Below are 24,698 nucleotides of genomic sequence, written 5' to 3' on the forward strand. Positions count from 1 at the left end.
CTCGCAGGTTCTGTGCCACCTGTCCCGTTGCGCGCGGTCTCAGGAGCGACAGTTCGGCCTTCACGGGCCGGGCCTGCCGACCGTATGCTTGCCCGCCATCCGCGCCCCAAAAAAACAGGAGACAGGCGATGAGCAGCAGCATGCCCGCTGGCGACGGCGCGCCCGCGCCCGCATCCCGACCGCACCACCGCTTCTGGCCGGCGCGTTTGCCGCACCGCATCACGCCGCCGGCCACTTCGTTGTGGCACAACCTGGCCATCAGCGCGCTGCGCTACCCTGACAAACCGGCGCTGGTCTTCTTCGATCGCACTTTCAGCTACCGCGAGTTGCTGTGGCAGGCCGAGCGACTGGCGGCTCACCTGCACGCGCAGGGTGTGCGCGCAGGAGACCGGGTCATCCTCATGATGCAGAACTGCCCGCAGTGGGTGGTGGCGCATTTCGCCATCCTGCGCGCCAACGCGGTGGTGGTGCCGGTGAACCCGATGAACCGCGCCGAAGAGCTGCGCCACTGCATCACCGATCCGGACGTGAGCGTGGCCATCTGCGCCGCCGACTTGGCCGGTGAACTGCTGCGGGCCAGCGATGGTCTGCCCGAGGCCCAACGGTTGCGGCATCTGGTCGTCACCCACTACAGCGATGGTTTCGGCTCCCAGGCTGAAGTTCCTCCGATGTGGGTGGACTGGCTGGGCGCACGCCACGCGCTGCCCGAACCGCAGGGCGGTACCGCCGTGGGATGGCTGGATGCCCTGGCCTGCGAGGGCGCGCTGCCCGAGCACGACCGTGGTCCCGACGACCTTGCCGTGCTGCCCTACACCAGCGGCACCACCGGCTTGCCCAAAGGCTGCATGCACCCGCACCGCACCCTCATGCACAACGCGGTGGCGGTCGGGCTGTGGACGCAAAGCACCGCGCAGAACATCGGCCTGCTGGTGGTGCCGCTGTTCCACATCACCGGCATGGTGGCGGGCATGCACGCGGCCATCTACATCGGTGCCACCATGGTGCTCATGCCGCGGTGGGACCGCGACCTCGCCGGCCAGCTGATTTCGCGCTGGCGCGTCACCCACTGGACCAACATCCCCACCATGGTGATCGACCTGCTGGCCAGTCCCCGCTTTGACCAGTACGACCTCTCCAGCCTGGTGCTGATCGGCGGCGGCGGCGCGGCCATGCCGCAGGCGGTGGCGCAAAGGCTGCTGGAGCAGTACGGCCTGCGTTATTCGGAGGGCTACGGGCTGACGGAGACCGCCGCGCCTTCGCACAACAACCCGCCCGACCACCCCAAGCAGCAGTGCCTGGGCATTCCTTTTCTGAGCACCGAAGCGCGCGTGGTCGACCCGGTCACGCTGCAGGAGATGCCGCAGGGCGAGACCGGCGAAATCATCATCCATGGGCCCGAGGTGTTCGACGGCTACTGGAAACGGCCGGAGGCCACCGAGGCGGCGTTTGTCACCTTCGAGGGCAAGCGCTTCTTTCGTTCGGGCGACCTCGGCCGCGTGGACGAGGACGGCTATTTCTTCATCACCGACCGCCTCAAGCGCATGATCAACGCCAGCGGCTTCAAGGTCTGGCCTGCCGAGGTCGAGGCCCTGATGTTTCGCCACCCCGCGATCGCCGAGGCCTGCGTGATCGCCACCCGGGATGCCTACCGCGGCGAAAGCGTGAAGGCCGTGGTGGTGTTGCGCGAGTCCGCGCGGGGCAGTACGAGCGAACAGGACATCGTGGACTGGTGCCGCGAGCACATGGCGATCTACAAGTGCCCGCGCACCGTGGAGTTCGTGGCCTCCTTGCCCAAGAGCGGCAGCGGCAAGGTGATGTGGCGCCTGCTGCAGGAGCAGGAGAACGCCCGGGAGGCCTCGGCACAATAGACGCATGTCTTCCGCACCCTCGTCCCTGCGCCGCCTGTGGCAGCCGCGCAACCCGCTGTTCTGGATGGTGGTTGTCCTGCAATTGCTCTCAGGACTCATCGTGCTCTACATACAGCTCCGTGAGCCGCCCGACAGCCTGCGGCTGCTGCTCGGCCTCATGGCACTGTCCGACTCGGCGCTGGCCTGGTGGTTGACCGTGCGCCTGTGGCGCACCGCACCGCCGCCCGCGGACGCGCAACCCGATTCACCGCTCAGGTAGGAGGCTTCCATGTTCCAGGCCTTGTTGATCACCCAGCCCGATACCGGTTACCGCTGCGAGCTTGCGCGCCTTGAGGACAAGCAGTTGCCCGCGCTGGGCGACGTGACGGTGCGTGTGGCCTGCTCGACCCTCAACTACAAGGATGGCCTGGCCATCACCGGCCGTTCGCCGGTGGTGCGCAGCTTCCCCATGGTCCCAGGCATCGACTTCGCCGGCAGCGTGGTGCAGAGCGACCATCCGCGCTGGAAGGCCGGCGACCGCGTGCTGCTCAATGGGTACGGGGTGGGCGAGACACACTGGGGCGGCCTGGCCCAGATGGCGCGCGTCAAGGGCGACTGGCTGGTGCCGCTGCCCGACACCCTGAGCGAACGCGAGGCGATGGCGATCGGCACGGCTGGCTACACCGCCATGCTGTGCGTGCAGGCCCTGCAGCGGCATTGGGCCGAGGCCGGCGTGCTGCCGGGCAGTGGGGAGGTGCTGGTCACCGGCGCCAGTGGCGGTGTGGGCAGCGTGGCGGTATCCCTGCTGGCCGGCCTGGGCCATACCGTGGTGGCGTCCACGGGCCGGCCGGAGGAGGCGCCCTACCTCACCGCGCTGGGCGCGGCCAGCGTCATCGACCGCCAGACCTTGAGCGCACCCGGCAAGCCGCTGCAGCGCGAACGCTGGCTTGGCGTGGTCGACGCGGTGGGCAGCCACACGCTCGCCAACGCCTGCGCCAGCACCCGCTACGGCGGTGCCGTGGCGGCCTGCGGTCTGGCCCAGGGCATGGACCTGCCCGCCAGCGTGGCGCCCTTCATCCTGCGCGGGGTCACGCTCTACGGCATCGACAGCGTCATGGCGCCCATGCCACGCCGGCTGTCGGCCTGGGAGACTCTCGCGCGCACGCTGGACCGCCGCCGCCTGGCGTCCATGACGCGCGAGATCGGTCTGGCCGATGCCATGGCGGTGGCCGGGGAGATTCTGGCGGGCAAGGTGCGGGGTCGGGTGGTGGTGGATGTGAACCGCTGAGAGGCCTGTTCACCCAGCCCTGACGCGCATCTCACTCACTGCCCCTCGCTCACCAGTTGCCGGTACGCATGCCAGGTGGCATGTCCCACCACAGGCCCCACCACGAACAGACCCAGAAACCACGGCAGCATCGCCAGCACGATCAGCACCGTGATGAGTGCGCCCCACCAGAGCATCACGCCCGGGTTCTGCAGGCAGGCGCGGATGCTGGTCAGGCCGGCTGAGATGGCGTCCACCTGGCGGTCGAGGATCATGGGAATGGAGATGGCGCTGGTGACGAAGATCAGTCCGGCAAAAATGCCGCCCACCACGGTGTAGGTGATCAGGAACTCGATGTTCTCCAGGCTGAGCAACTGCGCCAGCAGGTTTTCGGTGGAAGGCATGGTGTTGAACGTGACCGCGAACACCACCAGCGAGGCTCGGCCCCATAGCATCTCCAGGATCAACAGCACGCCAGCGAAGATCGCCATCGTGCCCAGCGTGGGTTTCCAGGCCATGAGGGATGCCCCCAGTGTGGGCCGGCTGCCTGCCTGCAGCGCGCGGCTCGCGTGGTAGAGGCCCAGGCAGAGAAAGGGGCCCATCAGGAGGAAGCCTGCGCTGAGCGCCAGCACGTAGGCCGGCGCGGCGCGGAAAACCGCCAGCAGCGCATGGCCCATGAGGAAAAAGCACAAGCCGTAGAACAGGCCGATGCCGGGACAGCGCAGGAAGTCGGTCCAGCCCAGCCGCAGCCAGCGCAGCGGATCGCCCGCCCGCAAGTCGGCCAGTGGAAGGTTGAACACGGACGAAGGTGGTCCGTCCGCGGGCTTCAAAGGGGGCGCGCCGGTGCCCGTCTCCTGCGGTTCGTCTGCCATGTCTGTCTCCTCGTTGTCATTGTCTTGTCCGCGTTCACATCGTCGTGGTGGGCTCGCCATGCCGGGTGCGTCGCAGGTGCAGCGCCAGCGCCGCGTCCTGCGACTGTGTGTGCCTCAGGAACCAGGACCACAGTTCCCTGGCCATCTGCCTCACCGGCGCCAGTTGCCCTTGCCCAGCCTGCTCCAGGCCTTCGCGCATCAGGTTGAGCACCACCCGGTGCTCCAGCATGTGCTGCGAAGAAGAAGGGTAACCGGTGCTCAGCATGCCGTCGTCCTCCGAGCCGAAATGCTGCTCGGTGTGCGCCACCATGTTGGCCCAGGCCTGCGGCAGGTCTTGGTCGCTGGCGTCCTGCGCGCGCGCCAGCAGCACCGCGAAGGCGCGGTGCTCGTCGTCCATGGGAGCGTAGCCCAGCAGCAGGGCGGGACTCCATTTCGCGGTACTCATCATCTCGGGGGTGTCCTTTGCCTTCAGCTTCGCAGGCCGGCGTGCGGCGCGGTTTGATCCAGCGCAGAAAAGCCGCGAATCGCTCATGGACTGTGGCTGGCCCGTCGCTGGGGATTGGTGCGCGGCACTACACTGCCTCGCCATGACCACCAGCGAATTCCAGCCGCCTTATGCACCGCCCGCCCGACTCGACGGACTGCTCCGCAGCCAGGGTTACGCCCTGATCAGCGCGGCCGGTGTGGCCGACTGGCTGCCTGCCGCCTTCGAGGAGCTTCAGGCTCTGCACCACGCCTGGAACGATCTGCCTGCGGACGCCTATCTCAAGGATGGCGGACGCTACCGCAGCCGGCGCCACAGCTGTTTCGTGGTCGAGGGCCGCGAGGTGCAGCAGGTGCCCCACCGCGCGCATTGGCAACCGCTGGAATACAACGCCCTGCACGGAGGCATGCAGCGCTGGTTCGAGCCCATGGCGGCCGCCACCGTCGCACTGCCGGTGTGGAGCCGCCTGCTGGCGCGCCTGGGGGAGGCCGCCTCGCTCCTGCATGGCGAGCAGCCCTGGTACGTCGAAGCGCATCCCTTCCGCATCGACACCACCGACGGCATCGGACGCCCCACGCCCGAAGGCGCGCACCGCGACGGGGTGGACCTGGTGGCCGTGTTCATGGTCGAGCGCCATGGCATCAAGGGCGGCGAGAGCCGCGTGTTCGACGCCAATGGCCCGGCGGGCCAACGCTTCACGCTGCGCGAGCCCTGGTCCCTGCTGTTGCTCGACGATGCCCGCGTGATCCACGAAAGCACGCCGATCCAGCCGCTGGAGCCAGGCACGCTCGGCTGGCGCGACACCCTGGTGCTGACCTACCGAAGGGGCGGTTTCCAGGGCGGTTGAAGGTTGCCCGGCGCTGCCGGCCACGGGGGCCGGCATGGGGTGTCATACCCTCTCGAAGATCGCCGCGATGCCCTGGCCGCCGCCGATGCACATGGTGACCAGCGCATAGCGGCCCTGGATGCGCTGCAGTTCATGCAGGGCCTTGACGGTGATCAGCGCGCCGGTGGCGCCGATGGGGTGGCCCAGCGAGATGCCCGAGCCATTGGGGTTGACCTTGGCCGGATCCAGGCCAAGGTCGCGCGTGACGGCGCAGGCCTGGGCTGCGAAGGCTTCGTTGGCCTCGATCACGTCCAGGTCCTTCACGCTCAGGCCGGCCTTCTGCAGGGCCAGTTGGGTGGCGGGCACCGGTCCGATGCCCATGTACTTGGGGTCCACGCCGGCGTGGGCATAGGCCACCAGACGGGCCAGCGGGCGGGCGCCGCGTGCCTTGGCCACGCCGGCTTCCATCAGCACCACGGCGGCGGCGGCGTCGTTGAGGCCGGAGGCGTTGCCGGCGGTGACGGTGCCGTTCTCCTTCAGGAACACGGGCTTGAGCTTGCCCATGTCCTCCAGCGTGGCGTTGGGGCGGAAGTGTTCGTCGGTGGCATAGGCCACCTCGCCCTTCTTGCTCTTGAGCATCACGGGCACGATCTGGTCCTTGAAGTAGCCGGCTTCGGTGGCCTTCTGCGCGCGGTTGTGGCTTTCCACGGCCAGGCGGTCCTGGTCTTCGCGCGTGATGCCCCATTTGGCGGCGATGTTCTCGGCCGTCACGCCCATGTGGATGGCGTGGAACGGGTCGTGCAGAGCGCCGACCATCATGTCCACCATCTGGGTGTCGCCCATGCGGGCTCCCCAGCGCGTGTTCAGGCTGGCATAGGGCGCGCGGCTCATGCTCTCCGCACCGGCGCCAATGGCGATGTCGGTGTCGCCCAGCAGGATGCTCTGCGAGGCCGAGACGATGGCCTGCAGGCCGGAGCCACAGAGGCGGTTGACGTTGAAGGCGGGCGTGCCCTCGGCGCAGCCGCCGTGGATGGCGGCCACGCGGGAGAGGTACATGTCCTTGGGTTCGGTGTTGACCACGTGGCCGAACACGACGTGGCCCACTTCCTTGCCATCCACGCCGGCGCGTGCGAGGGATTCGCGCACGACGAGGGCGCCGAGCTGGGTGGGTGGCTGGTCCTTGAGGCTGCCGCCAAAGGTGCCGATGGCGGTGCGCACGGCGCTGACGACGACGACTTCTCTGCTCATGAAGATACTCCTGGTGGTGAATCGGTTCACCCAGAATCGTACCCCCAGGCGCAGAGCCCGGTCTTGACCGGCGTCAGAAGGCCTCGCGGGCCAGCACCCGCAGGCGGTTGGTGGGGCCTGGCCGCACGAGGAAGATCTCGCCCATGGCGGGGGTCTCGCCGGTGAGGGCGGTGATGTTGACCTGGTGGGTGACCAGTGCCAGGTTGCGCGGCGCCATCCAGCCTGACAGGGCGGCTTGCACCTCGCGCGTCTGCCGTTCACGGCCATCGCTGCCAAAGAAGGAGTTGATGGGCGGCCATGCCGTGCTCTGCCCGAACGCCAGCATGGCGGTGTCCACACAGCGGCACCAGGCGCTGCTGCGCACCTGGTCGATCCTGACCCGTTCGCGCACCAGCGCGGCCGCCACGCGCCGGGCCTGCTGGCGGCCGGCTTCGCTGAGGTTGCGCTGGGTGCCGCAGTCGCCCAGCCGGAAGTTGGGCGGGTCGCCCACACCGGGTTCGGTCTGCGCGTGGCGCATCAGCAGCACACAGCCGCCCTCGCGCAGCAGGGTCCAGAAACCGGAGCCGCTGCCCTGGGCGTGCGCCCGGTGGCCAGCGAGCGCCAGCGCGGTGCCGGCCGTGAACCGGCGGCGGGTGAGGAGCGCTTGGGGCATGGAAGAACCTCCGCTAATCGCGCACGTCGGCGACGGGGCGCTCGCCAAAGTCGGCACGGTCCAGCCAGGCCAGCACCCGCGCGGCAGCGGCGTCTGGCGATGTGAGCTGGCCCTGGCGCTGGAGTTCCACGAAGCGGCCCAGATCGGGAAAGGCCGAGGGATCGCCGGCGCGCAACTGGGCCTGCATGTCGGTGTCGATCACGCCAGGCGCCAGGGACACCAGGCGCGCACCCTGTTCGCGCTGCGCTTCGTCCAGCGCGCTGCAGCGGGTGAAGTGGTCCATGCCGGCCTTGGCCGCGCAGTACGGGGCCTGGGCTGCCATGGCATTGCGGCCCAGGCCGGAGGAGATGTTGAGCACCTTGCGCGGACCGCGCCAGCCGGCGTCGACCCAGGCGCCGCTGGCGCGCAGGAACGCAGCGGTCAGTTGCATCGGTGCTTCCAGCCCGACGCGCAGGGCACGAGCCAGTTCATCGGGCGGGCAGTCGTCCAGTGGGCCTATGCGCGGGATCACGCCGGCGTTGTTGATCAGCGTGGCGCTGGCCAGGGTGCTGGCATCCTGCTGCTTCAGCCAGTCGTGCAGGCGGGCGGCCGCAGAGGTGGTGTCGGCCAGGTCCTGCTGCCACTGAATGAGCGGTGCACCCAGGCGTTCGGCCTGGGCGGCCAGTTCGTCGTTGGCACGGCGGGAGATGCAGAGCAGGCGCCGGCCGGGCGCCAGCAGTTGGCGGGCCATGGCCAGGCCCATGCCGCGTGAAGCGCCGGTGAGGATGGTGAGATCTTGTCGTGCGTCGGTGTTCATGGGGTCAGAACGGGCAGGGGCTGTGGAATTCGATGGTGCGCCCATCGAGCGGGTGAGGGAGTTGCAGCCAGTGTGCGTGCAGCAGCAAGCGCCCGGCCAGGGCTTGCTGCGCGGCGTCGGCGTACAGCGCGTCGCCGGCGATGGGGTGGCCGATGGCTTGCAGGTGCACGCGCAACTGGTGGGTGCGCCCGGTCACGGGTTCGAGTTCCAGCCGCGTGGCTTGGGCGATGGGCGCAGGGGCCGCGTCCAGCCGCCAGCGCGTGAGACTGGGCTTGCCCAGTGTGTGGCTCACGATGCTGCGCGGCCGGTTGGGCCAGTCGATCGTCAGTGGCAGATCGATGGTGTTCCAGCCGTTGTCCGGCGTCGGGTTGGTCAGCGTTCCCGCCACCACGGCGGTGTACCGCTTGTGCACGCGGCGGGTCTCGAAGGCGCTGGAGAGGGTGCGCTGGTGATGAGGCCCCAGCGCCATGGCGACCAGGCCCGAAGTGGCCATGTCCAGTCTGTGCACGACACGGGCGTCGGGCCAGCGCGCCTGGGCGCGCGCGCTCAGGCAGTCCTGCTTGTCCGGGCCGCGCCCGGGCACGGCCAGCAAGCCGGCGGGCTTGTCCAGGACGAGCAGGGCTTCGTCCGCGTGCACGACACGCAGGCTCACGGCGCAAGCCGGAGCGCGCGCACCACCTCGTCGGCCTCCAGGCTGCGTGCCGCGCCGAAACCCGCCACCTGGCGGGCGCCCAACGGGGTGAGCGCGACAAAGCTGAAGTCCCCCAGCGCGGTCATGTGCGCGGCTTCCGGGAAACGCTGCAGGTAGGCGTTGCGTGCGCTGAGTTCGGCCTCGCTGCCGGATTCCAGCGTCTGCGCCTGTGTCACCAGCATGGCCCGGGGCAGGGCGTGCACCGGTTCGCCGGCCACTTCGGCCTGCGACACAAGCAGGGAGGCGCGTGCGTCACGGCGCAGGTTGGCGGTGTGCTGGGCCAGGGCACTGACGTGCAGCACCAGCACGCGCAGGGCCGTGTCGACGGCAAAGGGCACCAGCGAGACCCAGGGAGCACCGTCCATGCCCAGGGTCCCCAGTGCGCCGACGCGCTGGCGGGTCAACAGTTCACGCAGTGCCTGTGACAGGCGGGGTTCATGGGATGACATGGCTTGCGGATGGTAGCGTGCCGTTCCTGGGCTGTGGCGTGCAGCGTGGTGAAATACCACCATGCTGTTGCTCGCCCCCATGGAAGGCCTGCTGGACGCGACCCTGCGCGACGTGCTCACGCGCACGGGCGGCATCGATCGCTGCGTCAGCGAGTTCATCCGCGTAACCCACACCCTGCTGCCCGAGCGCGCCTTCGTGCGTGTGGTGCCCGAGTTGTTGAACGGGGGGTGCACCCGCGCGGGCGTGCCGGTGCGTCCCCAACTGTTGGGCTCGGACCCGGTCTGCCTGGCGGAGAACGCGGCCCGGCTGGCCGGCCTGAACCCTCCGGGGATTGATCTCAACTTCGGTTGCCCAGCCAAGACGGTGAACCAGAGCCGGGGAGGCGCCGTGCTGCTGGACGAGCCCGAACTCGTGGGTCGTATCGTGGCGGCGGTGCGCCGCGCCGTGCCGGCCCATGTGCCGGTCTCCGCCAAGATGCGGCTGGGCTACCGCGACGGCTCCGTGGCAGAGGCTTGCGCGCAGGCGATCGCCGAGGGCGGCGCGGACGAACTGGTGGTGCATGCGCGCACCAAGGCCGATGGGTACCGCCCGCCGGCGTACTGGGAGCGCATTGCCGACCTGCGCGCGCTGCTGCCGGCCACGCTGCCGGTGATCGCCAATGGCGAGATATGGAGCGTGGCGGATGCCGTGCGCTGCCAGGCGGAGAGTGGCTGCACCTCGCTCATGGTCGGCCGTGGCATGGTCAGCGACCCCGGCCTGGCGCTGGCCATCCGGGGGCGGGGCGGCGTGCCCTGGACATCCATCGAACCCTTGCTCACGGTGTTCTGGGAGCGCGTGAGTGCGCGCGTGGAGCGGCGCCACCGTGCCGGCCGGCTCAAGCAATGGCTCAACCTGTTGCGCCGGCGGTACCCAGAGGCCCAGGCCGCGTTCGATGAGTTGCGTCTGGTCAACGACCCGGCGGTCGTTGACGCCTGGCTGCTGCGCGGCGCGGGCGGCACGGCGCCTACCACAGAGCCCATCCGGGCGCTGCCTGCAGAAATGGGCCAGCCGTGGTAACTTCCGGCCCCCGGACCCGAATCTCCACGACGCCTGTATGACCTCAATCCCACATCGGCTGGATGCCCTCACCGGGGAACGCCTGCGCGGCATGCGTCGCGGGCTCGAGAAGGAAAGCCTGCGCGCGTTGCCCGATGGCCGGCTGGCGCTCACGCCGCATCCGGTGGCACTGGGCAGCGCGCTCACCCATCCGCACATCACCACCGACTACAGCGAGTCGCAGCTCGAACTCATCACCGGGGTGCACGACAGCGTGGCCTCGTGCCTGGCCGAACTCAACGAGGTGCACCAGTACACCGTTCGCAGTCTGCGCGCGGTGGGCGACGAGATGCTCTGGGCGTCCAGCATGCCCTGCGGCCTGCCGCCGGACGAGACCATTCCGATCGGCCGCTACGGTTCCTCCAATGTGGGGCGCGCCAAGAGTGTCTACCGCATGGGGCTGGCGCACCGCTATGGCCGGCGCATGCAGACCATCTCCGGCATCCACTACAACTGGTCGCTGCCGGACGTGGACAACGACGGCTACTTCGCGCTCATCCGCAACTTCCGGCGCCACGCCTTTTTGCTGCTCACACTGTTCGGCGCCTCGCCGGCCGTGTGCTCCACTTTCGTCGAAGGTCGCCAGCATGAGTTGCAGAAGCTGGGGGCCGGAGGCACCCTCTACATGCCGCATGGCACCTCGCTGCGCATGGGGCGCCTGGGCTACCAGAGTGAGGCGCAGGCCACGCTGGCGGTGAGCTACAACGGCCTGGAAGGCTATGCGGCGTCGCTGCACGACGCGCTCACGCGGCCCTGGCCCGCCTACGAAGCGGTGGGCATCCGCAACCCCGGTGGCGACTACAACCAGCTCGCCACCACGCTGCTGCAGATCGAGAACGAGTTCTACGGCACCATCCGCCCCAAGCGTGTGATCTACCCGGGCGAGCGGCCGCTGCACGCCTTGCGCGAACGCGGCGTGGAGTACATAGAGGTCCGGCTGATGGACCTGAATCCTTTCGAGCCCCTCGGCATCAGTGCAGCCACGCTGCGCTTCCTGGACGTCTTCCTGCTGCACTGCCTGCTCAGCGACAGTCCGCCGGACACGCCCACCGAGATCCAGGAGCTCGCGCACAACCAGCACCTCACCGCGGCGCGCGGCCGCGAGCCGGGCCTGCAGCTCATGCGTGCCGGTCAACCGGTGTCGCTGGTGCAATGGGGGTTGGAGATCATCGATCAGTTGGTGCCGATTGCCGACGCGCTCGACGGCGCGCAGAACAGCCTGGACCACAGCCAGGCGGTGGCGCTGGCGCGTGCCGCTCTGCGGGACCCGCAGACCCTGCCCTCGGCGCGCGTATTGCAGGCCATGCACCAGTACCACGGCGATTCCTTCGTGGCCTTCGCCCGCGCGCAGTCCCAGGCGACGCACCAGCATCTGCTGGCCCAGCCCTGGAGCGCCAAGCAGCAGGCTCGCTACGAGGCCATGGCGGCCCGTTCGATCGAGGACCAGCGCGCCATCGAGGCCGCCGACACCATGCCGTTCGAGATCTACCGGCAGGAATACGTGTCCGCTGCGCGCCTGGGCCGTCCGCGCAGCGAAGCGGCGGCTTCGCCGATCACCGCCTGAGCGGCGAAACCACGACCGCCGGCCGGTCATGTGAAGAGGTCTGTCACCATGCCCCGACTCACCGCTGCCGATTTCGACCAGGAACTGCTGATCCTCTTCGATGCCTATGTGCATGGCGATCTCGATCGGCGGGGTTTCCTGGAGAAGGCGTCGAAATTCGCTGTCGGCGGTGCAACCGCCGCCGGGCTGCTGGCCGCGCTGAGTCCCGATTTCGCCAGCGCCCAGGTCGTGGCCGCCAACGACACCCGCCTGCGCACCGAGGTGGTCAGCGTCCCCTCACCGCAGGGCTACGGCACGGTCAAGGCCTACCTGGCGCAGCCGGTGAATCCCCCGCTGGGTGGGCGCATGCCGGGAGTGCTGGTGGTGCATGAAAACCGGGGCCTGAATCCACACATAGAAGACATCGCGCGCCGTCTTGCGCTGGAGGGCTACACCGCCTTCGCACCCGACGCGCTCACGCCCTTGGGCGGCTATCCGGCGGACGAGGACAAGGCACGCGCACTGTTCCCGCAACTCGACCAGGCGAAGACGCGGCAGGATTTCCTGGCAGCGGCCGCCGCGCTGCAGGCGCGACAGGACGGCATCGGCCGTATCGGCGTGGTCGGGTTCTGCTATGGCGGGGGCATGGCCCATTTTCTGGCGACGCAGCGGCCGGATCTGGCCGCCGCCGTGCCGTACTACGGCAACTTTCCCCCGGCACAGGAGGCTGCGCGCGTGAGGGCGCCGCTGTTGATCCACTTTGCGGCGGTGGACGAGCGCATCAACGCCGCATGGCCCGCCTACGAAGCCGCCCTCAAGGCCGCGGGCGTGCGCTACACCGCACACCAGTACCCAGGCACGCAGCACGGCTTCAACAACGACACCACGCCGCGTTACGACGCCGCGGCCGCGCGCCTGTCCTGGGACCGCACGCTGGCGTTCTTGCGCGAGCACCTGCGCGCCTGAGGCACGCGCTCGCTCAGGCTTCGCCGCCGAAGCGTTTGATGAGGTTGGCGATGTACTTTTCGACCAGTTTCTCGAACTCGCCTTCCACCACCGGCGCCACCACCATCTTCATGAGGCCAGGCAGAGGCACCTCAATCTCGCCCTGGATCGCCAGGGTCAGTCCGGTGGACTTCTTGTTGTCCACGATCTTCCAACTGCCGCCCACCTGGGCATTGCCCACGCCCTTGACCGGTGTCCATTTCACCGTGCCGCGCGCCTTGTCGCTCACGTACTTGCTGGCATACACCGTCTGGATGTTCACCTGCGCGGTGCCGACCTTCTCCATCTCCCACTGGTAGACACCGCCGCCCATGTCGGTGAGTTTCTCGACCTTGGGAAAGTGGCTGACCGATTCGGGCACGTCCGAGAGCACGGCGAACACATCGGCCGCCTTGGCCTTGACGTCGAATTCGTAGCCCAGATCGATCTTGACGGTGATGGCCATGGGGCGCCTGCCTTGGGGTGGTTGCGTTGAAACCCATTGTAGGTAGCGCGCCCGTCGGGCTGCCCCGGGGGTTCTACCAAGGCACAATCCCTGCTCTCGCCGCCAACCTGACCTGACAACACCGCCATGAGCATCCAGTGGTTTCCCGGACACATGCACCTCACGCGCAAGGCGATCGAGGAGCGCGTGAAAGGCATCGACGTCGTGGTCGAGATGCTCGACGCCCGGTTGCCCGGCTCCAGTGCCAACCCGCTGCTGGCCGACCTCACCCACGGCAAACCGACGCTGAAGGTGCTGAACAAGCAGGACCTGGCCGACGCCGAGCGCACCGCGAACTGGCTGGCGCACTACAACGCACAGCGGGCCACGCGGGCCATCGCGCTGGACGCAGGCATGGGCACGCCGGCACGCGCCATCATCGCGGCCTGCCATGAACTGGCTCCCGAGCGTGGTGGCATGGTCAAGCCCATGCGGGTGCTGATCTGCGGCATTCCCAACGTGGGCAAGTCCACGCTCATCAACACCCTGAAGGGCAAACGCGCAGCCAAGACCGGCGACGAGGCCGGCATCACGCGCACCGAGCAGCGCATCGTGCTGGCCGACGACTTCTATCTCTACGACACGCCAGGCGTGCTCTGGCCGCGCATCATCGTGCCGGAGAGCGGGGCCAACCTCGCGGCCAGCGGCGCCGTGGGTCGCAACGCCTACGATGACCAGGAGGTGGCGCTCGATCTGCTTGGGCGCCTGAAGGCGGACTACCCGCAACTGCTGGAGGAGCGTTACCGGCTGGGCCTGGATGCACAGGCGATCTCGCAGGCGCACGAGGAGGAACTGCTGGGTGCCATCGGACGCAAACGTGGCGCGCTGGCCGCTGGCGGCGTGGTGAACCTGCAGAAGGCGGCCGAGCTGGTGATCGCGGACTTCCGCAGTGGCGCGCTCGGGCGCATCACGCTGGAGACACCCGAGGACTTCGGTGTCTGGCTCGCGGCCGGCCGCAAGGCCGATGCAGAGCGCCAGGCACGGCGCAAGGAAGAACGCGCCGCACGCCGCAGGACTTGATCCTGGTCAAGGCCGGGGGAGGCGCCCGGTGGGAGCATGGCGCTGGTCCTGCAAGGCCAGCCACCGGAGTGCCCGCCATGAACACAGCCCCTTCCACCACCCGTCGCATCCTGGTCATCGAAGGCCATCCAGACAAGCAGACGCCACACCTCAACCAGGCCCTCGCCGATGCCTACGCGCAGGGTGCCAGCGACGCCGGGCACGAGGTGCGCCGCATCGCCGTGGCGGACCTGGACTTCCCGGTCCTGCGCCGCGTCAGCGACTGGCATCAGGGCGAGGTACCGCCAGCGCTCAAGGCGTCGCAGGCCGACATCCTCTGGGCGCAGCATGTGGTGTTCTTCTTTCCCTTGTGGCTGGGCGAGATGCCAGCCCTGCTCAAGGCGTACCTGGAGCAGGTGGCTCGCCCCGGGTTCGCCATCGGGCGCGAAGGCCCGAAGGAGTTTGGACGCAAACCGCTGAGCGGCCGCTCGGCACGCGTGGTGGTGACCATGGGCATGCCGGCGTTGGTCTACCGCTGGTATTTCCGCGCGCACAGCCTCAAGGCACTGGAGCGCAACATCCTCGGGTTTGTCGGTTTCGGGCCCATTCACGAAACGCTGGTGGGCTCGGTGGAGCAACTGGGCGATGGGGGTGTCGCCCTCTGGTTGGCGCGCCTGCGGCGCCTGGGCCGCAAGGGCGGTTGAACGCCCGGCGGCACCCCGCCGGCGTGGCTTACTTGTTCTTTTCCTTGCCGCGCGGAATGACGGACGTGACCGGTGCCACCGGGCGGTCCGAGTTCACCGGTCCCTTGGGGATGGTGCTGTCCTTCTTGGGCTTCTTGCTCATCTTCTCGTTGCGCTGTTCCTTGCCCATGGGGCCTCCATAAACTGCCGCGACGCGCGGCCCGACCGCGCGATGGTAAGCGAGAAGGCCGCCGGTTTACTGCCCCATGCCCAGGAACTGGGCCAGCGCCTCGGTGCCCATGGCGCCGGCCACGCTGACCACCTGGCCGCTGCCCTGGTGCTTGGCCACGATGTAGGGCACCGAGGTGGCGCCCAGGCGGTTGAGCAGCGCGGTGTTCTGCTTGATGGAGGCCTCGACCTCCGGCGGGATGCTGGCGGAAGCGGAGGTGCCTCCCTGGCCGTCGAGCAGGCTGCGCTCGTGGGCATTCATCGCTTCCTGCGGGTTGCTCGCGGCCACGATGGCCGCACCCTGCGGCAGGCTCTTGGCATTGAGAATGGCCACGGGCAGCCAGGTGAACTTGACCCGGCTCTGCAACGGGATGGACGACTGCCACAGGTGGCCGCAGTGCGGGCACTGCGGGTCGAACAGCACGTACACCGTGTTGGCGGCCATGAGCGCACCGACGGTAAAACCCTTGCCCTCCTGGGCCAGCGTGTCGTAGGCCTGTGCGGGCGGAATGGGCGGGCCGTCGGCGGCGGCCGAGGGCGCCGCCGTGTTGTCCTGCCGGGAACAGGCGGCCAGGGCGAGCGTGGCGGCGGAAGCGATCAGGGCGAGGGTGGCTTGACGGCGTTGCATGGCGGGCAATCGAAAAAGTTGTGCTGGCCCGGATCATCGCAGAGAAGCCATGGCCCCGTGGGCTCAGCGGCTGAGGATCAGGCTTGCGATCAGGCCGGTGGCAATGGCCACCAGCACGTAATCACCGCCGACCTGCACCCAGTGGTAGCCACGCGGCGGCGCGTACAGGTGGTGCGTGCGGTAGTTCGTCACCACATACTGCGGCCTGCGGTATTCGCGTGGGATGTAGCGTCCGCGCTGGAACTCCGGGCCGCGTGCGCCGGGGTAGTAGACATGGCGCGGCGGCACCGGTCGATAGTCCCGGCGTTCGATGCGGTGGTCGTGGCGTGGGCCATGGCGGTGGTCGTACCGCTGGTCGCGGCGGTCGTCGTGGCGCGGGCCGGGGCCGTAGCCCTGCGCGAAAGACAGCGATCCCGTGCCCAGGGTGGCGACAGCGACGGCGAGGACGACAAAGGTGCGGGCTTTCATGGCAGTCTCCTGTGGGTTGGAAGAGGAGGCCTCATGGTCTGTCCGGCATGTATCGCTTGCGTGAACCCCTCGTTGGCGCAACGCAAAGCTGCGTAGCCGACTGTAGGGCCTGTTCACACCCATTTCCTGGGCCAGGGCGCCAGCTTATGCCGGTCCCCCGCGCATTTTCATGGTCTGCTGGGCATGCAGCTTGGCGGCGATGTATTCGCCATGGGTCACGTGCAACAGGCCGGCCACCTTGCTGATGACGTGGTTCTCGTGTGCGTCCAGATGCTGGTCGGCGTACGCCACTTCCCACATCGCGTCCACCACGCGTATTTTTTGCGTCTGCGAGAAATGGTCGTTGAGGCTGCGTGTGAAGCGCTGGAAATCGTAGGCGGTGCGGGCGGTCTCGTGAGCCAGGTCCAGCAGGCGCTGCAGTTCGTCCGGGGTCAGCGCAAACTTGCCGCGCAGCGCGTGGATGACCGCATCGCGTTCGGCGTCGCTCAGCGTGGGCTCGGCGCGCATCACCTCCACCAGCAGCACCGCGGTGGCCAACTGCAAGGTGTGCTCCTGCTCGGCAGCAGGCAATGCCCCTGCTGGCGACTGCAGCCGGGTGGCGAGGTTGTCGAACAGGTCTTTGAGGTTTCTCAGCATGGCTGGATCCGTCGTGCAAAGGCACTGTGAGTTCGCGCGGGAAGCCGAGGTTCCCGCGCCGCGTGCACTGCCGACTGGCGCGATGCCTCAGGTCAGCGGCATGGGCTCGGTCTCGAGTTCGCTTTGCGCGATACGCCCATGCAGCAGCACCCGCGCCAGCGCCTGGCGCTCGGCGTCGTTGAGCACATCCATCGGATGGGCACCATGCGGATCGAGCGAGACCGTACCCATGCCCAGGCGCGGCCTGAAGATCTGGCGTTCCTTGCGGTCGTTCATCACCGTCATCGGGTGGGAGACGGCATGGCGCAACTTGGCCACCGTCTCGGTGATCGGCGGCGCGTGGCGGTCCGCCGTGAGCACCACCACGAAACAACGCGGATGGTAGAGACCCACCACACCCCTGAAGCCGGCGGCGCGGCGGATGCGGGCGGCCATGGTGACGAGAATCTGCGACTCCACGCCCGCGCCCGCCGAGTCCGCCAGTTCGTACAGGTTGCTCACGTACAGGCAGATCACCGTGCATTCCCCATCGTTCTGGGCGGTGCGCCAGAAGAAATGCTCCACCTGGGCGAGCAGGGCGGCACCCGTGGGCAGGCCGGTGGCGGGATCCGAACCCTGTTGCAGGCGAGACAACCGGATGAGTTCGCGGTTGTGCCGGTTGCGCAGCAGGCCCAGCACCGTGGCCATGAGGAAGTACAGCACGGTGGCCGTGGCGGTGAGCAGCCAGGCGCCCAGGCCCAGGCCCTGCACGTCGAGGCCGCGCAGGTAGAGGCCACAAGTCATTACCGCCAGACACACCAGGGCCAGCAGCATGCGTGGCGCAAGCGGGTCCCCCAGGCGAGCGGCGCGCATCACGGCCACGAAGGCGAGCAGCACCGGCACCAGGTTGACCACGGCGGAAAACAGCATCAGCTCGCGGAACTGCTCGGCGTGAACCTGCGTGGCCGCTGCGGCCAGGCCCAGCGCGGCCAGGCCCAGAACGACCGCGGCCCATGCGGTGAGGCGGTGCACCATCGCATCCTCCCGCACGCCACCGAGCCAACTGCCCAGGTAGTACAGCGCCATCGCACCCGCGGCAGGCCCCATGCCGGCCTTGAGGACCATCAGCACGCGCGGCGGCAGTCCGGGCACGAGCTGTTCCGGCAGGCCGGTGATGACCACGCAGCTCGCGCCTGTGATGAACACGAACAGGAGATTGCGCACCGAGCTTTTGGATCGGCTGTCCAGCACATCGGCCAGTGCCAGGGCGGCCAGCGTCAGCACGCCACCCAGCATGGCTGACCAGATCGCGACCTCGGGAAACGACATGGGCGAATTATGGGTTGGGTATCGATGGCTCAAGCGGACCTATTGCACGCTTGCGCGAGGTATCCATGGTCGCGCAGACAACGCGCCGCTGTCCCGTGGAAAAGACCTCGAAAGGACCGGCTCATTGGCCGAACAGGTCCCGGACCGGCACAAGGCCGGAACCGCTTTCAGTGCCGGCTCATCAGCCCTTCGGCTTGCACCCGGTGGGAGGCGCGCTGCCGGCTGCTGCGGTCCTCGCCATGACGGCTGCGGGGCCGCAGCTTGGGCATGGGCTCCAGAAAGGTGGAATGCTGGCGCAGCAGCATATGGGCCTCCACCTGCGTTCGCCGCTTGCGCCAGACATGCAGCACCAGCAGGCCGACCCCCAGGGCCAGCGCCATCCAGGCCGGGGCGAGCAGGGCACGCGCGGCCATGCGGAGGTCTTCCTTGACACTCATCACGATGGACAGCAGCCACAGGCCGGTGCCACCCACCATCGCCCCCAATGCGTTGTCCAGCAAGGTCTGGCTGCGACGGCGTCGGGTGGAACGCCGGCGCCGTGGCGTCGGGTGGCTCATGCAGTGAAAACGGATGACTGAGGTGTGAAGGAGCGGCGATCATGCGCCGGCACCGTGCACTTGCCGCTCACGTCCCGACGAAAAGGACGATTGGCCGGCTGGCCGTAAGAACCATTAAGCACTTGGTTCTGATGTGCTGCGCGGCTGTAGGCCAAAGGCCTGAGCGGGCGCTCTGCAGGTCAGGCGGCCTTGGCCAGCGCCGGTGCCGCGGCTGCGTTCTGGTAGCCCGTGCGCATGAGTGGCGTGAGTGCGCCGTAGCGTGGCCACTCCAGCAGCACGCCCTGTTGGCGCAACTGGTGCTGGAAATCGGCGAGCAGGCGGGGACTGCTGCGCACGGCGCGCGCAGGCGCGCCGTGGTTCAGCGCGAAGGCCGCGAGGCTGCCTGCGGCTTCGCCGATGCTCCACTCCGTGGCGTGTTCGCGGAAGGCGCCGTTGGTGATGCGCGTGGTACCGATGTTCTTGCAGGCGGGCAGCAGGTTGTCCAGGCGTTGTGGCAGCAGGGCGCCCAGCGGAATCTGGAATGGGTAGGCGTCGATGTCGACGGTATTGCGCCCACGCGTGCTGGGGTGCAGATCGATGCGGTAGGCGCCGATGCCCACGCTGTCGTGGAAGGTTTCGGCGCTGCCGTGCCCTGCGCGCGCGGCAACGCCGATGTGCTGTTCGAGCACGGTGAATTCGGCCTGTATGCGGCGTCCCTCGCGCCAATAGACCTGTTGCGCCATGCCATCGGCGGAGCCCAGCACGTCGCCACGCAGCCGCAGGCCCGCGTAGCCCTGGCCACCGTCGTGCCGAGGGGCTTCGGTCTGCATCCAGTAGAAGAAACCCAGGCTGAAGAGACGTGCTTCGCGCAGCGCCTGCTGCTCTTCCTCCGGCGCCACGCCGATGAGGGGCTTCTCCCAGTAGTCCATCTGCGGCCAGTTGGCCAGCGTGATGTCGCTGGCGTAGGCGCCGGGGCGGAAGTGACCGCGCCAGGCAATGCGCCGTGCGTGCCAGAGGTCGTAGAGGCCGCTCTGGTCCGTGGGTCCCGCGAACAGGGGCCGCGTGCGGGGCTGGTGGGTGACGAAGTCCGACAGGGTCCAGCTGTACTGCGCGTTGGGCCAGCAGGGCAATTGCAGTGTGCGAAAGCGGTCGTACCCTTCGGGCTTGTCGATGACGTGGTTCTCGCCGGGGTGGTATTCCATGGCAAAGCACCATGTCACGGCCTGCTGGTCCCAGGGATCGGCCTGCGGCAGCGCGTGGGGCTCTTGCGTGGCCGACTGGGCTTCGGCGCCAAAGACGTGCTCCGCGCCTGCCAGCGGCAGCAGGTGCCCGGTCTCGGTGGCGTCGATGAAGATGGCCGCTTCCAGCAAGCCCTCGTGGCCACTCTCGGTGGACCGCAGTCGCAGCGCCCGTACGCGGTCGCTCTGCAGGTCCGCCTGCACCACGCGGTGGCGCCGCAGCAGCATCAGGGTGCCGCTGGCTTCCCAGGGGGCCAGCAGTTCGTCGATGACGCGGGCGGCGACCCAGGGTTCGTGGCAGAGCGTGCTGACGTTGCCCTGGCCGGGATTGAGCAGCCAGGCGCGCGCGGCTTCGGCGGTCAGTGGCAGGTGGCGGCGGTAGTAGGCGCGGATGCGGTGGCGCAGGTGGGCGTAGCTCTGCGATGCATGCAGGGACTCGATCCAGGGGTACTCATCCGGCGGCACGCCTTGCGCGGTGAGCTGGCCGCCGAGCCACCCGAGTTCCTCGACCAGCACCACGCGGCGCCCCAGACGCAAGGCCGACAGCGCGGCCGATACGCCGCCCAGGCCACCGCCGACGATGGCCACATCCGTTGTCCAGCCGCCTTGCACCGCTGCCATGCCGCTCAGTCGACCTTGATGCCCAGGCGGCGGATGGCCTCGCCGTAGCGCTGCGTGTCCGACTCGATGAGTTTCTGGAACTCTTGCGGCGAACCACCGCCCAGTTCGAGGCCGAGGCTGGAGAGCCGTTCGCGCACGTCGGGTGCCTGCAGGATGGTGTTGATCTCCCGGTTCAGGCGGGCCACTACAGCCTGCGGTGTGCCGGCGGGCGCCAGCACGCCGAACCAGCCGACCACGTCGAAGTTGGGAATGCCCTGCTCGATGGCGGTGGGCACGTCCGGCAGTGCCGAGCTGCGTGTGCGTGAGGTCACCGCGAGCGCGCGCAGGCGTCCGGCCTGGATGTGTGGCAGCGCGCTGGAGGGAATCTCGAAGCCCACCTGGACCTCCCCCGCGAGCAAGGCGGTCAAGGCCGGCCCCGAGCCCTTGTAGGGGATCTGCATCATGTCGATGCCGGCGTCCTTTTTCAGGAACTCGGCCGCCAGCGCCGTGGTGGTGGCGCCGCCGCCACCGGCGGCGTAGTTGAGGCTGCCAGGCGCCTTGCGCGCACCGGCCAGCAGTTCCTGCAGGGTCTTCCAGGGCTGGCTCGCTGGGGTAACCACCACCACCGGGGTGGCCGCCACCTTGATCACCGGCTCGAACGCCTTGACCGGGTCGTAACGCAGCGAGCTGTAGAGCGCACCGCTGCCGGCATGGCCGCTGGTGACGAAGAGCAGGGTGTGGCCGTCCGGAGCGGCCGCGGCTACAGCGGCGGTGGCGATGGTGGCGCCAGCGCCGGGCTTGTTCTCGATCACCACCGGCTGCCCCAGGCTGGTGGCCAGCTTCTGGCCGATGGCGCGCGCCAGGATGTCGGCCGAACCGCCCGGCGCGAAACCCACCACGAGGCTCACGGGCTTGGCGGGCCAGGCGGGCGCCTGGGCGTGCGCGGTCAGCGTGGCGCCTGCGCACAGCGTGGCCGCGAAGAGGGTGTGCACCAGGGTGCGGCGGGTGATGGGGAACATGGTTGTCTCCTTCAATGCGGACTCCAGCAGTCCTGTGAGCCCGGAATCCTAGGAGGCACAGGCCATTCCATCCAATACCATTCAACCACTCAGGAATAACATCAAGTTATGCAAAACAGGAGCCCGTTGCCATGAATCTGCGCCAGATCGAGGTGTTCCGCGCGGTCATGACCACCGGGTCCACCACGGAGGCGGCCCGCCTGCTGCATGTCTCCCAGCCAGGCATCAGCCGGCTGGTGCGTCATCTGGAGCTGCAGCTCGGCGTGTCCCTGTTCGAGCGCCGCAGCGGGCGGTTGGTGCCCACGGCCGAGGCGCGAGAGTTGCAGGCCGAGATCGAAAAGGTGTACCGGGGGGTGCAGCATGTGCGCGATGTCGCGGCGCACCTGCGCTTCGGTACCCACACCACCCTGCGCGTGCTCTCCAGTGCCAACACGGCGCTGCAACTGGTGCCGCGCAGCATCGCCGCGCTCGTCGGGCAGTTTCCGGCTGCGCGTGTGCTGTTCGAGTCGCTGCCCACGCGCGAGATTGTCAAGCTGCTCGTGTCCGAGGAGGCGGACGTCGCCCTCTCCAGCGCACCGCTGGACCACCCGGCACTGGAGATCGAGGAGATCGGCCGCTGGCAGTTGCTGTGCGCGCTGCCCGCCGGACATGCGCTGCTCAGGCAGCGCAGGCCCTCGCTGGCCTCTGCACTGACAGGCCGCCTGGTGGTCTACAGCCCGGAGGCGCCGCAGAGCGCGGTGATCGAGCATTGGATCCAGTCGCACGGGGTGGCGCGCAACGTGGCCGCGGAGGTGCGCTCCGGGCTGGCCGCGTGTTCCGTCGCGGCCACTGGCGTGGCCATGGCGTTCGTGGACGATCTGTCGGCGCGTGCGCACCGGCCCGAAGGCCTGGTGTATGCCGCCATCGAGGGGGCGCCGAGTTTTCCGATCTTTGGCGTGCGCAACCGGCACCGCCCGCTCTCTCGCCTGGGTAAGTCCTTTCTGGAGATCGCGCGCGGCCAACTGGACCTGCTGCAAGCCTCCGGACTGCCGATCAGCGACAAGCCGCTGGCCTGACGCGCACAAGCTGTGCGTTCTCTTGCTGCGGGTTGCAGCGAAACCTCAGGGGCGTAGGATGGGTGGCCTCCCAACCCGCCACCGTTGAAGAGGCCATGAACGAACGTCCCCCATCTCCACCTCCACCGAAGTCCCTCATGCCCATTGCCGCCTTGGTGGCGGTGGGGATCCTGGCCGTGGCCGGCTACTTCGGTTGGCAGCACCACCAGGCTTCGCGCCAGACACCACCGGTGCCTCCGATGCCCGACGCGCCGGTGGCGGCAGCACCCACCGAGCCTGCCGCTTCCGCGCCCCCCGCATCGCCGCCGGCCATCGAGCACCCGGTGGAAGAGCCGCTGGCGCAGGAGGGTGGCGGTTCCACGCCCCTGCCCGCGCTGGCCGATGCCGACCCGTATGTGCGTGAGCGTCTCATCGAACTGATCGGGCGCCAGAACGTTCTGGGTTTCCTGCAGGTGGATGGTTTCGTGCGCCGCGCCGTGGCCACGGTGGACAACCTGGCACGCTCGCACGCGCCGGTGATGGCCTGGCCCTTCAACCCCACGCCTGGCCGTTTTGCTACGCGCAAGGCCGAGGGCGGCTCCGCAGCGGAAACCATCCATCCGGACAACGGTGCGCGCTACCAGCCCTGGGTGCGCATGGTCGAATCCGTGGACAGCGACCGGGCTGTCGCCTTGTACCGCCGCCTCTACCCGCTGCTCCAGCAGGCCTATGAAGACCTGGGTTTCCCAGGGCGGTACTTCAACGACCGCCTGGTCCAGGTGCTGGATCACCTGATCGCCACACCGGTGCCCGATGCGCCACCCGCCGTGACGCTGGTCGAGGTCAAGGGCCCCGTGCCTTCGGCGCGGCCGTGGGTGCGCTACGAGTTCGCCGATCCGTCGCTGGAGGCGCGCTCGGCCGGTCAGAAGATCCTGCTGCGGGTCGGGCCGGACAACCAGCGTCGCCTGCAGGCCAAGCTGGTCGAGATCCGTGCCCGTGTGGCCCGTCGTTGAGTCCCTGCATGAGGTAGATTGTCGCGATGCCGACCGCCCCACGCCCCATGGTTCTGCTCACCGGCTTCGATGCCTTCGGAGGACAGTCCGTCAACCCGAGCTGGCTCGCGGTGCAGGCGTTGGACGGGTGGCGCGTGCTGGGCCATACCGTGACGGCGGTGCAACTGCCCACCGTCTTCGGCGCGGCGCTGCAGGGGCTCAACGCGGCGCTTGAGACGCACCGGCCCGCGCTGGTCATCTGCGTGGGCCAGGCGGGCGGGCGCCGCGCGATCTCGCTGGAGCGCGTGGCCATCAACGTGGACGACGCCCCCATCGCCGACAACGCGGGAGCGCGGCCTGTCGATACCCCCGTGTTGCACGGTGCGCCCGCGGCCTATTTCACCGGCCTGCCCATCAAGGCCATGCTCAGCGCGCTGCAAAAGGCCGGCGTGCCGGCGGAGGTCTCGCAGACCGCCGGCACCTTCGTCTGCAACCACCTGTTCTTTGGCCTCATGCATGCCTTGCACACGCAGCGCGCGCTGCGGCACACCCGGGGCGGTTTCGTGCACGTGCCCTGGTTGCCCGAACAGGGTTCGCCCAGCATGGCGCTGGACGACATTGCGCGTGGCCTGAGGCTGGCCGTGCGTTGCGCGCTCAAGGTGCAGAAAGACGACGCGCTCGCGGCGGGCGCCACGCACTGAGGACGTCCTCAGGCCTGCCAGACGCCGAAACCGGCCGAGCGCAGATCGATCGCCACCTCGATCTCCTTGTCCACCGCCTCCTCGTAGCGCATGGGGTTGAACCCCTCGTACAGGTCCGGCAGCAGCCGCAGGCCGTACTTCATCACGTAGGCGTTGGCCTGTATGCCAGCCTTGTGGCGGTCAAAGCGCAGGTCCGGGTCCAGCCCCGTCATGCCCACGTACACGCAGGGCCTGCCGTCCAGGTACGCCGGATTGCACGCACGGAACCTGCGCTCCCCGAGCACATCCGGGTGCAGCTCGATCACGTAGACGTTGTGGTGCGGGCGGGGCATGGATCACCTGGGGGAGGCGCCTGTGCCAGGCCGGCA

At 68.7% G+C, this 24,698-nt stretch carries 29 protein-coding genes; 12 read left to right on the top strand and 17 right to left on the bottom strand.

From position 1 onward, the window contains the following. Positions 1–128: 128 nt before the first annotated feature. Genes KIT53_RS06995 through KIT53_RS07005 form a run of 3 tightly spaced genes read left to right on the top strand, consistent with a single transcriptional unit; the run spans position 129 to position 3,135 of the window. Positions 129–1,868 (top strand): long-chain fatty acid--CoA ligase, encoded by a 1,740-nt coding sequence (locus tag KIT53_RS06995; RefSeq protein WP_297749694.1) that lies wholly within the window; start codon positions 129–131, stop codon positions 1,866–1,868. A 4-nt stretch (positions 1,869–1,872) separates the two neighbouring features. After that, positions 1,873–2,127 carry a hypothetical protein gene (locus KIT53_RS07000; RefSeq protein WP_297749696.1) on the top strand — a complete coding sequence of 85 codons (255 nt, stop codon included), beginning with the start codon at positions 1,873–1,875 and terminating at the stop codon, positions 2,125–2,127. A gap of 9 nt (positions 2,128–2,136) precedes the next feature. Continuing rightward, entirely contained in the window at positions 2,137–3,135 is a 999-nt protein-coding gene (locus KIT53_RS07005; RefSeq protein WP_297749699.1) for an MDR family oxidoreductase, read from the top strand. 35 nt (positions 3,136–3,170) lie between these two features. Here KIT53_RS07005 and KIT53_RS07010 read toward each other — a convergent pair whose 3' ends face one another. Together KIT53_RS07010 and KIT53_RS07015 are read right to left on the bottom strand one after the other, a co-directional pair. Beyond that, entirely contained in the window at positions 3,171–3,986 is an 816-nt protein-coding gene (locus tag KIT53_RS07010; RefSeq protein ID WP_297749701.1) for a DUF2189 domain-containing protein, read from the bottom strand. A 34-nt stretch (positions 3,987–4,020) separates the two neighbouring features. Continuing rightward, the gene (locus KIT53_RS07015) at positions 4,021–4,434 is read right to left on the bottom strand and encodes a hemerythrin domain-containing protein (protein WP_297749704.1); all 414 of its coding nucleotides are present in this window, start codon (positions 4,432–4,434) and stop codon (positions 4,021–4,023) included. 139 nt (positions 4,435–4,573) lie between these two features. Between KIT53_RS07015 and KIT53_RS07020 the strand changes: the two genes are divergently transcribed. Next, positions 4,574–5,317 (top strand): 2OG-Fe dioxygenase family protein, encoded by a 744-nt coding sequence (locus tag KIT53_RS07020; protein ID WP_297749707.1) that lies wholly within the window; start codon positions 4,574–4,576, stop codon positions 5,315–5,317. Positions 5,318–5,359: 42 nt separating this feature from the next. On the opposite strand, the gene bktB is transcribed toward KIT53_RS07020, so the two are convergent. The 5 genes from bktB to KIT53_RS07045 form a co-directional block, all read right to left on the bottom strand. Next, positions 5,360–6,544, bottom strand: a complete 1,185-nt coding sequence (gene bktB, locus KIT53_RS07025; protein WP_297749710.1) for a beta-ketothiolase BktB — start codon at positions 6,542–6,544, stop codon at positions 5,360–5,362. A gap of 73 nt (positions 6,545–6,617) precedes the next feature. Next, on the bottom strand, positions 6,618–7,196 hold the full coding sequence (locus tag KIT53_RS07030) for a histidine phosphatase family protein (protein ID WP_297749713.1): 579 nt from the start codon (positions 7,194–7,196) through the stop codon (positions 6,618–6,620). Positions 7,197–7,209: 13 nt separating this feature from the next. Then, on the bottom strand, positions 7,210–7,992 hold the full coding sequence (locus tag KIT53_RS07035; RefSeq protein ID WP_297749716.1) for an SDR family NAD(P)-dependent oxidoreductase: 783 nt from the start codon (positions 7,990–7,992) through the stop codon (positions 7,210–7,212). A 4-nt stretch (positions 7,993–7,996) separates the two neighbouring features. Next, positions 7,997–8,644 (bottom strand): RluA family pseudouridine synthase, encoded by a 648-nt coding sequence (locus tag KIT53_RS07040; RefSeq protein WP_297749719.1) that lies wholly within the window; start codon positions 8,642–8,644, stop codon positions 7,997–7,999. Further along, on the bottom strand, positions 8,641–9,132 hold the full coding sequence (locus KIT53_RS07045; RefSeq protein WP_297749722.1) for a pyridoxamine 5'-phosphate oxidase family protein: 492 nt from the start codon (positions 9,130–9,132) through the stop codon (positions 8,641–8,643). The genes KIT53_RS07040 and KIT53_RS07045 overlap by 4 nt, the downstream gene beginning before the upstream one ends. A gap of 61 nt (positions 9,133–9,193) precedes the next feature. Between KIT53_RS07045 and KIT53_RS07050 the strand changes: the two genes are divergently transcribed. From KIT53_RS07050 to KIT53_RS07060, 3 genes are read left to right on the top strand one after another with little or no spacing between them, the layout of a single operon-like run. Next, positions 9,194–10,189 carry a tRNA-dihydrouridine synthase gene (locus KIT53_RS07050; RefSeq protein ID WP_297749725.1) on the top strand — a complete coding sequence of 332 codons (996 nt, stop codon included), beginning with the start codon at positions 9,194–9,196 and terminating at the stop codon, positions 10,187–10,189. A 37-nt stretch (positions 10,190–10,226) separates the two neighbouring features. Continuing rightward, positions 10,227–11,792: a glutamate--cysteine ligase gene (gene gshA / locus KIT53_RS07055; protein WP_297749728.1), complete on the top strand. Its 1,566-nt coding sequence runs from the start codon at positions 10,227–10,229 to the stop codon at positions 11,790–11,792. A gap of 48 nt (positions 11,793–11,840) precedes the next feature. Next, positions 11,841–12,737, top strand: a complete 897-nt coding sequence (locus KIT53_RS07060; protein ID WP_297749731.1) for a dienelactone hydrolase family protein — start codon at positions 11,841–11,843, stop codon at positions 12,735–12,737. Positions 12,738–12,750: 13 nt separating this feature from the next. Here the strand turns inward: KIT53_RS07060 and KIT53_RS07065 are convergent, their stop codons facing one another. Next, positions 12,751–13,221, bottom strand: coding sequence for an SRPBCC family protein (locus KIT53_RS07065; RefSeq protein WP_297749734.1), 471 nt, complete (start codon positions 13,219–13,221; stop codon positions 12,751–12,753). A 126-nt stretch (positions 13,222–13,347) separates the two neighbouring features. Between KIT53_RS07065 and ylqF the strand changes: the two genes are divergently transcribed. Beyond that, entirely contained in the window at positions 13,348–14,280 is a 933-nt protein-coding gene (gene ylqF, locus KIT53_RS07070) for a ribosome biogenesis GTPase YlqF (protein ID WP_297749736.1), read from the top strand. Between the two features lie 77 nt (positions 14,281–14,357). Continuing rightward, on the top strand, positions 14,358–14,963 hold the full coding sequence (locus tag KIT53_RS07075) for an NAD(P)H-dependent oxidoreductase (RefSeq protein ID WP_297749738.1): 606 nt from the start codon (positions 14,358–14,360) through the stop codon (positions 14,961–14,963). Between the two features lie 28 nt (positions 14,964–14,991). Here KIT53_RS07075 and KIT53_RS07080 read toward each other — a convergent pair whose 3' ends face one another. From KIT53_RS07080 to KIT53_RS07115, 8 genes are all read right to left on the bottom strand, one after another. Beyond that, entirely contained in the window at positions 14,992–15,132 is a 141-nt protein-coding gene (locus KIT53_RS07080; protein WP_297749742.1) for a hypothetical protein, read from the bottom strand. A gap of 66 nt (positions 15,133–15,198) precedes the next feature. Beyond that, positions 15,199–15,798 carry a thioredoxin fold domain-containing protein gene (locus KIT53_RS07085; protein WP_297749745.1) on the bottom strand — a complete coding sequence of 200 codons (600 nt, stop codon included), beginning with the start codon at positions 15,796–15,798 and terminating at the stop codon, positions 15,199–15,201. Positions 15,799–15,861: 63 nt separating this feature from the next. Then, positions 15,862–16,266 (bottom strand): RcnB family protein, encoded by a 405-nt coding sequence (locus tag KIT53_RS07090; protein ID WP_297749748.1) that lies wholly within the window; start codon positions 16,264–16,266, stop codon positions 15,862–15,864. 144 nt (positions 16,267–16,410) lie between these two features. After that, on the bottom strand, positions 16,411–16,902 hold the full coding sequence (locus tag KIT53_RS07095) for a TerB family tellurite resistance protein (protein WP_297749751.1): 492 nt from the start codon (positions 16,900–16,902) through the stop codon (positions 16,411–16,413). A gap of 87 nt (positions 16,903–16,989) precedes the next feature. Continuing rightward, positions 16,990–18,210: a diguanylate cyclase gene (locus KIT53_RS07100; protein ID WP_297749754.1), complete on the bottom strand. Its 1,221-nt coding sequence runs from the start codon at positions 18,208–18,210 to the stop codon at positions 16,990–16,992. 167 nt (positions 18,211–18,377) lie between these two features. Next, positions 18,378–18,767 (bottom strand): hypothetical protein, encoded by a 390-nt coding sequence (locus KIT53_RS07105; protein WP_297749757.1) that lies wholly within the window; start codon positions 18,765–18,767, stop codon positions 18,378–18,380. Positions 18,768–18,946: 179 nt separating this feature from the next. Continuing rightward, complete coding sequence (locus KIT53_RS07110; RefSeq protein WP_297749760.1) at positions 18,947–20,605, bottom strand: FAD-dependent oxidoreductase; 1,659 nt, start codon at positions 20,603–20,605, stop codon at positions 18,947–18,949. A 5-nt stretch (positions 20,606–20,610) separates the two neighbouring features. Next, positions 20,611–21,603 (bottom strand): tripartite tricarboxylate transporter substrate binding protein, encoded by a 993-nt coding sequence (locus KIT53_RS07115; RefSeq protein WP_297749763.1) that lies wholly within the window; start codon positions 21,601–21,603, stop codon positions 20,611–20,613. A 131-nt stretch (positions 21,604–21,734) separates the two neighbouring features. On the opposite strand from KIT53_RS07115, the gene KIT53_RS07120 reads away from it, so the two are divergent. The 3 genes from KIT53_RS07120 to pcp all read left to right on the top strand — a co-directional run bounded on the left by KIT53_RS07120 (position 21,735) and on the right by pcp (position 24,330). Beyond that, positions 21,735–22,658, top strand: coding sequence for a LysR family transcriptional regulator (locus KIT53_RS07120; protein ID WP_297749766.1), 924 nt, complete (start codon positions 21,735–21,737; stop codon positions 22,656–22,658). Between the two features lie 95 nt (positions 22,659–22,753). Then, complete coding sequence (locus KIT53_RS07125) at positions 22,754–23,650, top strand: DUF3014 domain-containing protein (RefSeq protein ID WP_297749769.1); 897 nt, start codon at positions 22,754–22,756, stop codon at positions 23,648–23,650. Between the two features lie 26 nt (positions 23,651–23,676). Further along, the gene (pcp, locus tag KIT53_RS07130; RefSeq protein ID WP_297749772.1) at positions 23,677–24,330 is read left to right on the top strand and encodes a pyroglutamyl-peptidase I; all 654 of its coding nucleotides are present in this window, start codon (positions 23,677–23,679) and stop codon (positions 24,328–24,330) included. An 8-nt stretch (positions 24,331–24,338) separates the two neighbouring features. On the opposite strand, the gene KIT53_RS07135 is transcribed toward pcp, so the two are convergent. Beyond that, positions 24,339–24,662 (bottom strand): hypothetical protein, encoded by a 324-nt coding sequence (locus tag KIT53_RS07135; RefSeq protein WP_297749775.1) that lies wholly within the window; start codon positions 24,660–24,662, stop codon positions 24,339–24,341. Positions 24,663–24,698: the final 36 nt, after the last annotated feature.

The sequence above is a fragment of the Hydrogenophaga sp. genome (genome assembly GCF_026125785.1).
Lineage (GTDB): Bacteria > Pseudomonadota > Gammaproteobacteria > Burkholderiales > Burkholderiaceae_C > Hydrogenophaga.

Bases quoted from the DNA above. Each gene is read 5' to 3' on its own strand.
- KIT53_RS06995 (WP_297749694.1), top strand. From the start codon at position 129: ATGAGCAGCAGCATGCCCGCTGGCGACGGCGCGCCCGCGCCCGCATCC.
- KIT53_RS07000 (WP_297749696.1), top strand. From the start codon at position 1,873: ATGTCTTCCGCACCCTCGTCCCTGCGCCGCCTGTGGCAGCCGCGCAAC.
- KIT53_RS07005 (WP_297749699.1), top strand. From the start codon at position 2,137: ATGTTCCAGGCCTTGTTGATCACCCAGCCCGATACCGGTTACCGCTGC.
- KIT53_RS07010 (WP_297749701.1), bottom strand. From the start codon at position 3,986: ATGGCAGACGAACCGCAGGAGACGGGCACCGGCGCGCCCCCTTTGAAG.
- KIT53_RS07015 (WP_297749704.1), bottom strand. From the start codon at position 4,434: ATGATGAGTACCGCGAAATGGAGTCCCGCCCTGCTGCTGGGCTACGCT.
- KIT53_RS07020 (WP_297749707.1), top strand. From the start codon at position 4,574: ATGACCACCAGCGAATTCCAGCCGCCTTATGCACCGCCCGCCCGACTC.
- bktB (WP_297749710.1), bottom strand. From the start codon at position 6,544: ATGAGCAGAGAAGTCGTCGTCGTCAGCGCCGTGCGCACCGCCATCGGC.
- KIT53_RS07030 (WP_297749713.1), bottom strand. From the start codon at position 7,196: ATGCCCCAAGCGCTCCTCACCCGCCGCCGGTTCACGGCCGGCACCGCG.
- KIT53_RS07035 (WP_297749716.1), bottom strand. From the start codon at position 7,992: ATGAACACCGACGCACGACAAGATCTCACCATCCTCACCGGCGCTTCA.
- KIT53_RS07045 (WP_297749722.1), bottom strand. From the start codon at position 9,132: ATGTCATCCCATGAACCCCGCCTGTCACAGGCACTGCGTGAACTGTTG.
- KIT53_RS07050 (WP_297749725.1), top strand. From the start codon at position 9,194: ATGCTGTTGCTCGCCCCCATGGAAGGCCTGCTGGACGCGACCCTGCGC.
- gshA (WP_297749728.1), top strand. From the start codon at position 10,227: ATGACCTCAATCCCACATCGGCTGGATGCCCTCACCGGGGAACGCCTG.
- KIT53_RS07060 (WP_297749731.1), top strand. From the start codon at position 11,841: ATGCCCCGACTCACCGCTGCCGATTTCGACCAGGAACTGCTGATCCTC.
- KIT53_RS07065 (WP_297749734.1), bottom strand. From the start codon at position 13,221: ATGGCCATCACCGTCAAGATCGATCTGGGCTACGAATTCGACGTCAAG.
- ylqF (WP_297749736.1), top strand. From the start codon at position 13,348: ATGAGCATCCAGTGGTTTCCCGGACACATGCACCTCACGCGCAAGGCG.
- KIT53_RS07075 (WP_297749738.1), top strand. From the start codon at position 14,358: ATGAACACAGCCCCTTCCACCACCCGTCGCATCCTGGTCATCGAAGGC.
- KIT53_RS07080 (WP_297749742.1), bottom strand. From the start codon at position 15,132: ATGGGCAAGGAACAGCGCAACGAGAAGATGAGCAAGAAGCCCAAGAAG.
- KIT53_RS07085 (WP_297749745.1), bottom strand. From the start codon at position 15,798: ATGCAACGCCGTCAAGCCACCCTCGCCCTGATCGCTTCCGCCGCCACG.
- KIT53_RS07090 (WP_297749748.1), bottom strand. From the start codon at position 16,266: ATGAAAGCCCGCACCTTTGTCGTCCTCGCCGTCGCTGTCGCCACCCTG.
- KIT53_RS07095 (WP_297749751.1), bottom strand. From the start codon at position 16,902: ATGCTGAGAAACCTCAAAGACCTGTTCGACAACCTCGCCACCCGGCTG.
- KIT53_RS07100 (WP_297749754.1), bottom strand. From the start codon at position 18,210: ATGTCGTTTCCCGAGGTCGCGATCTGGTCAGCCATGCTGGGTGGCGTG.
- KIT53_RS07105 (WP_297749757.1), bottom strand. From the start codon at position 18,767: ATGAGCCACCCGACGCCACGGCGCCGGCGTTCCACCCGACGCCGTCGC.
- KIT53_RS07110 (WP_297749760.1), bottom strand. From the start codon at position 20,605: ATGGCAGCGGTGCAAGGCGGCTGGACAACGGATGTGGCCATCGTCGGC.
- KIT53_RS07115 (WP_297749763.1), bottom strand. From the start codon at position 21,603: ATGTTCCCCATCACCCGCCGCACCCTGGTGCACACCCTCTTCGCGGCC.
- KIT53_RS07120 (WP_297749766.1), top strand. From the start codon at position 21,735: ATGAATCTGCGCCAGATCGAGGTGTTCCGCGCGGTCATGACCACCGGG.
- KIT53_RS07125 (WP_297749769.1), top strand. From the start codon at position 22,754: ATGAACGAACGTCCCCCATCTCCACCTCCACCGAAGTCCCTCATGCCC.
- pcp (WP_297749772.1), top strand. From the start codon at position 23,677: ATGCCGACCGCCCCACGCCCCATGGTTCTGCTCACCGGCTTCGATGCC.
- KIT53_RS07135 (WP_297749775.1), bottom strand. From the start codon at position 24,662: ATGCCCCGCCCGCACCACAACGTCTACGTGATCGAGCTGCACCCGGAT.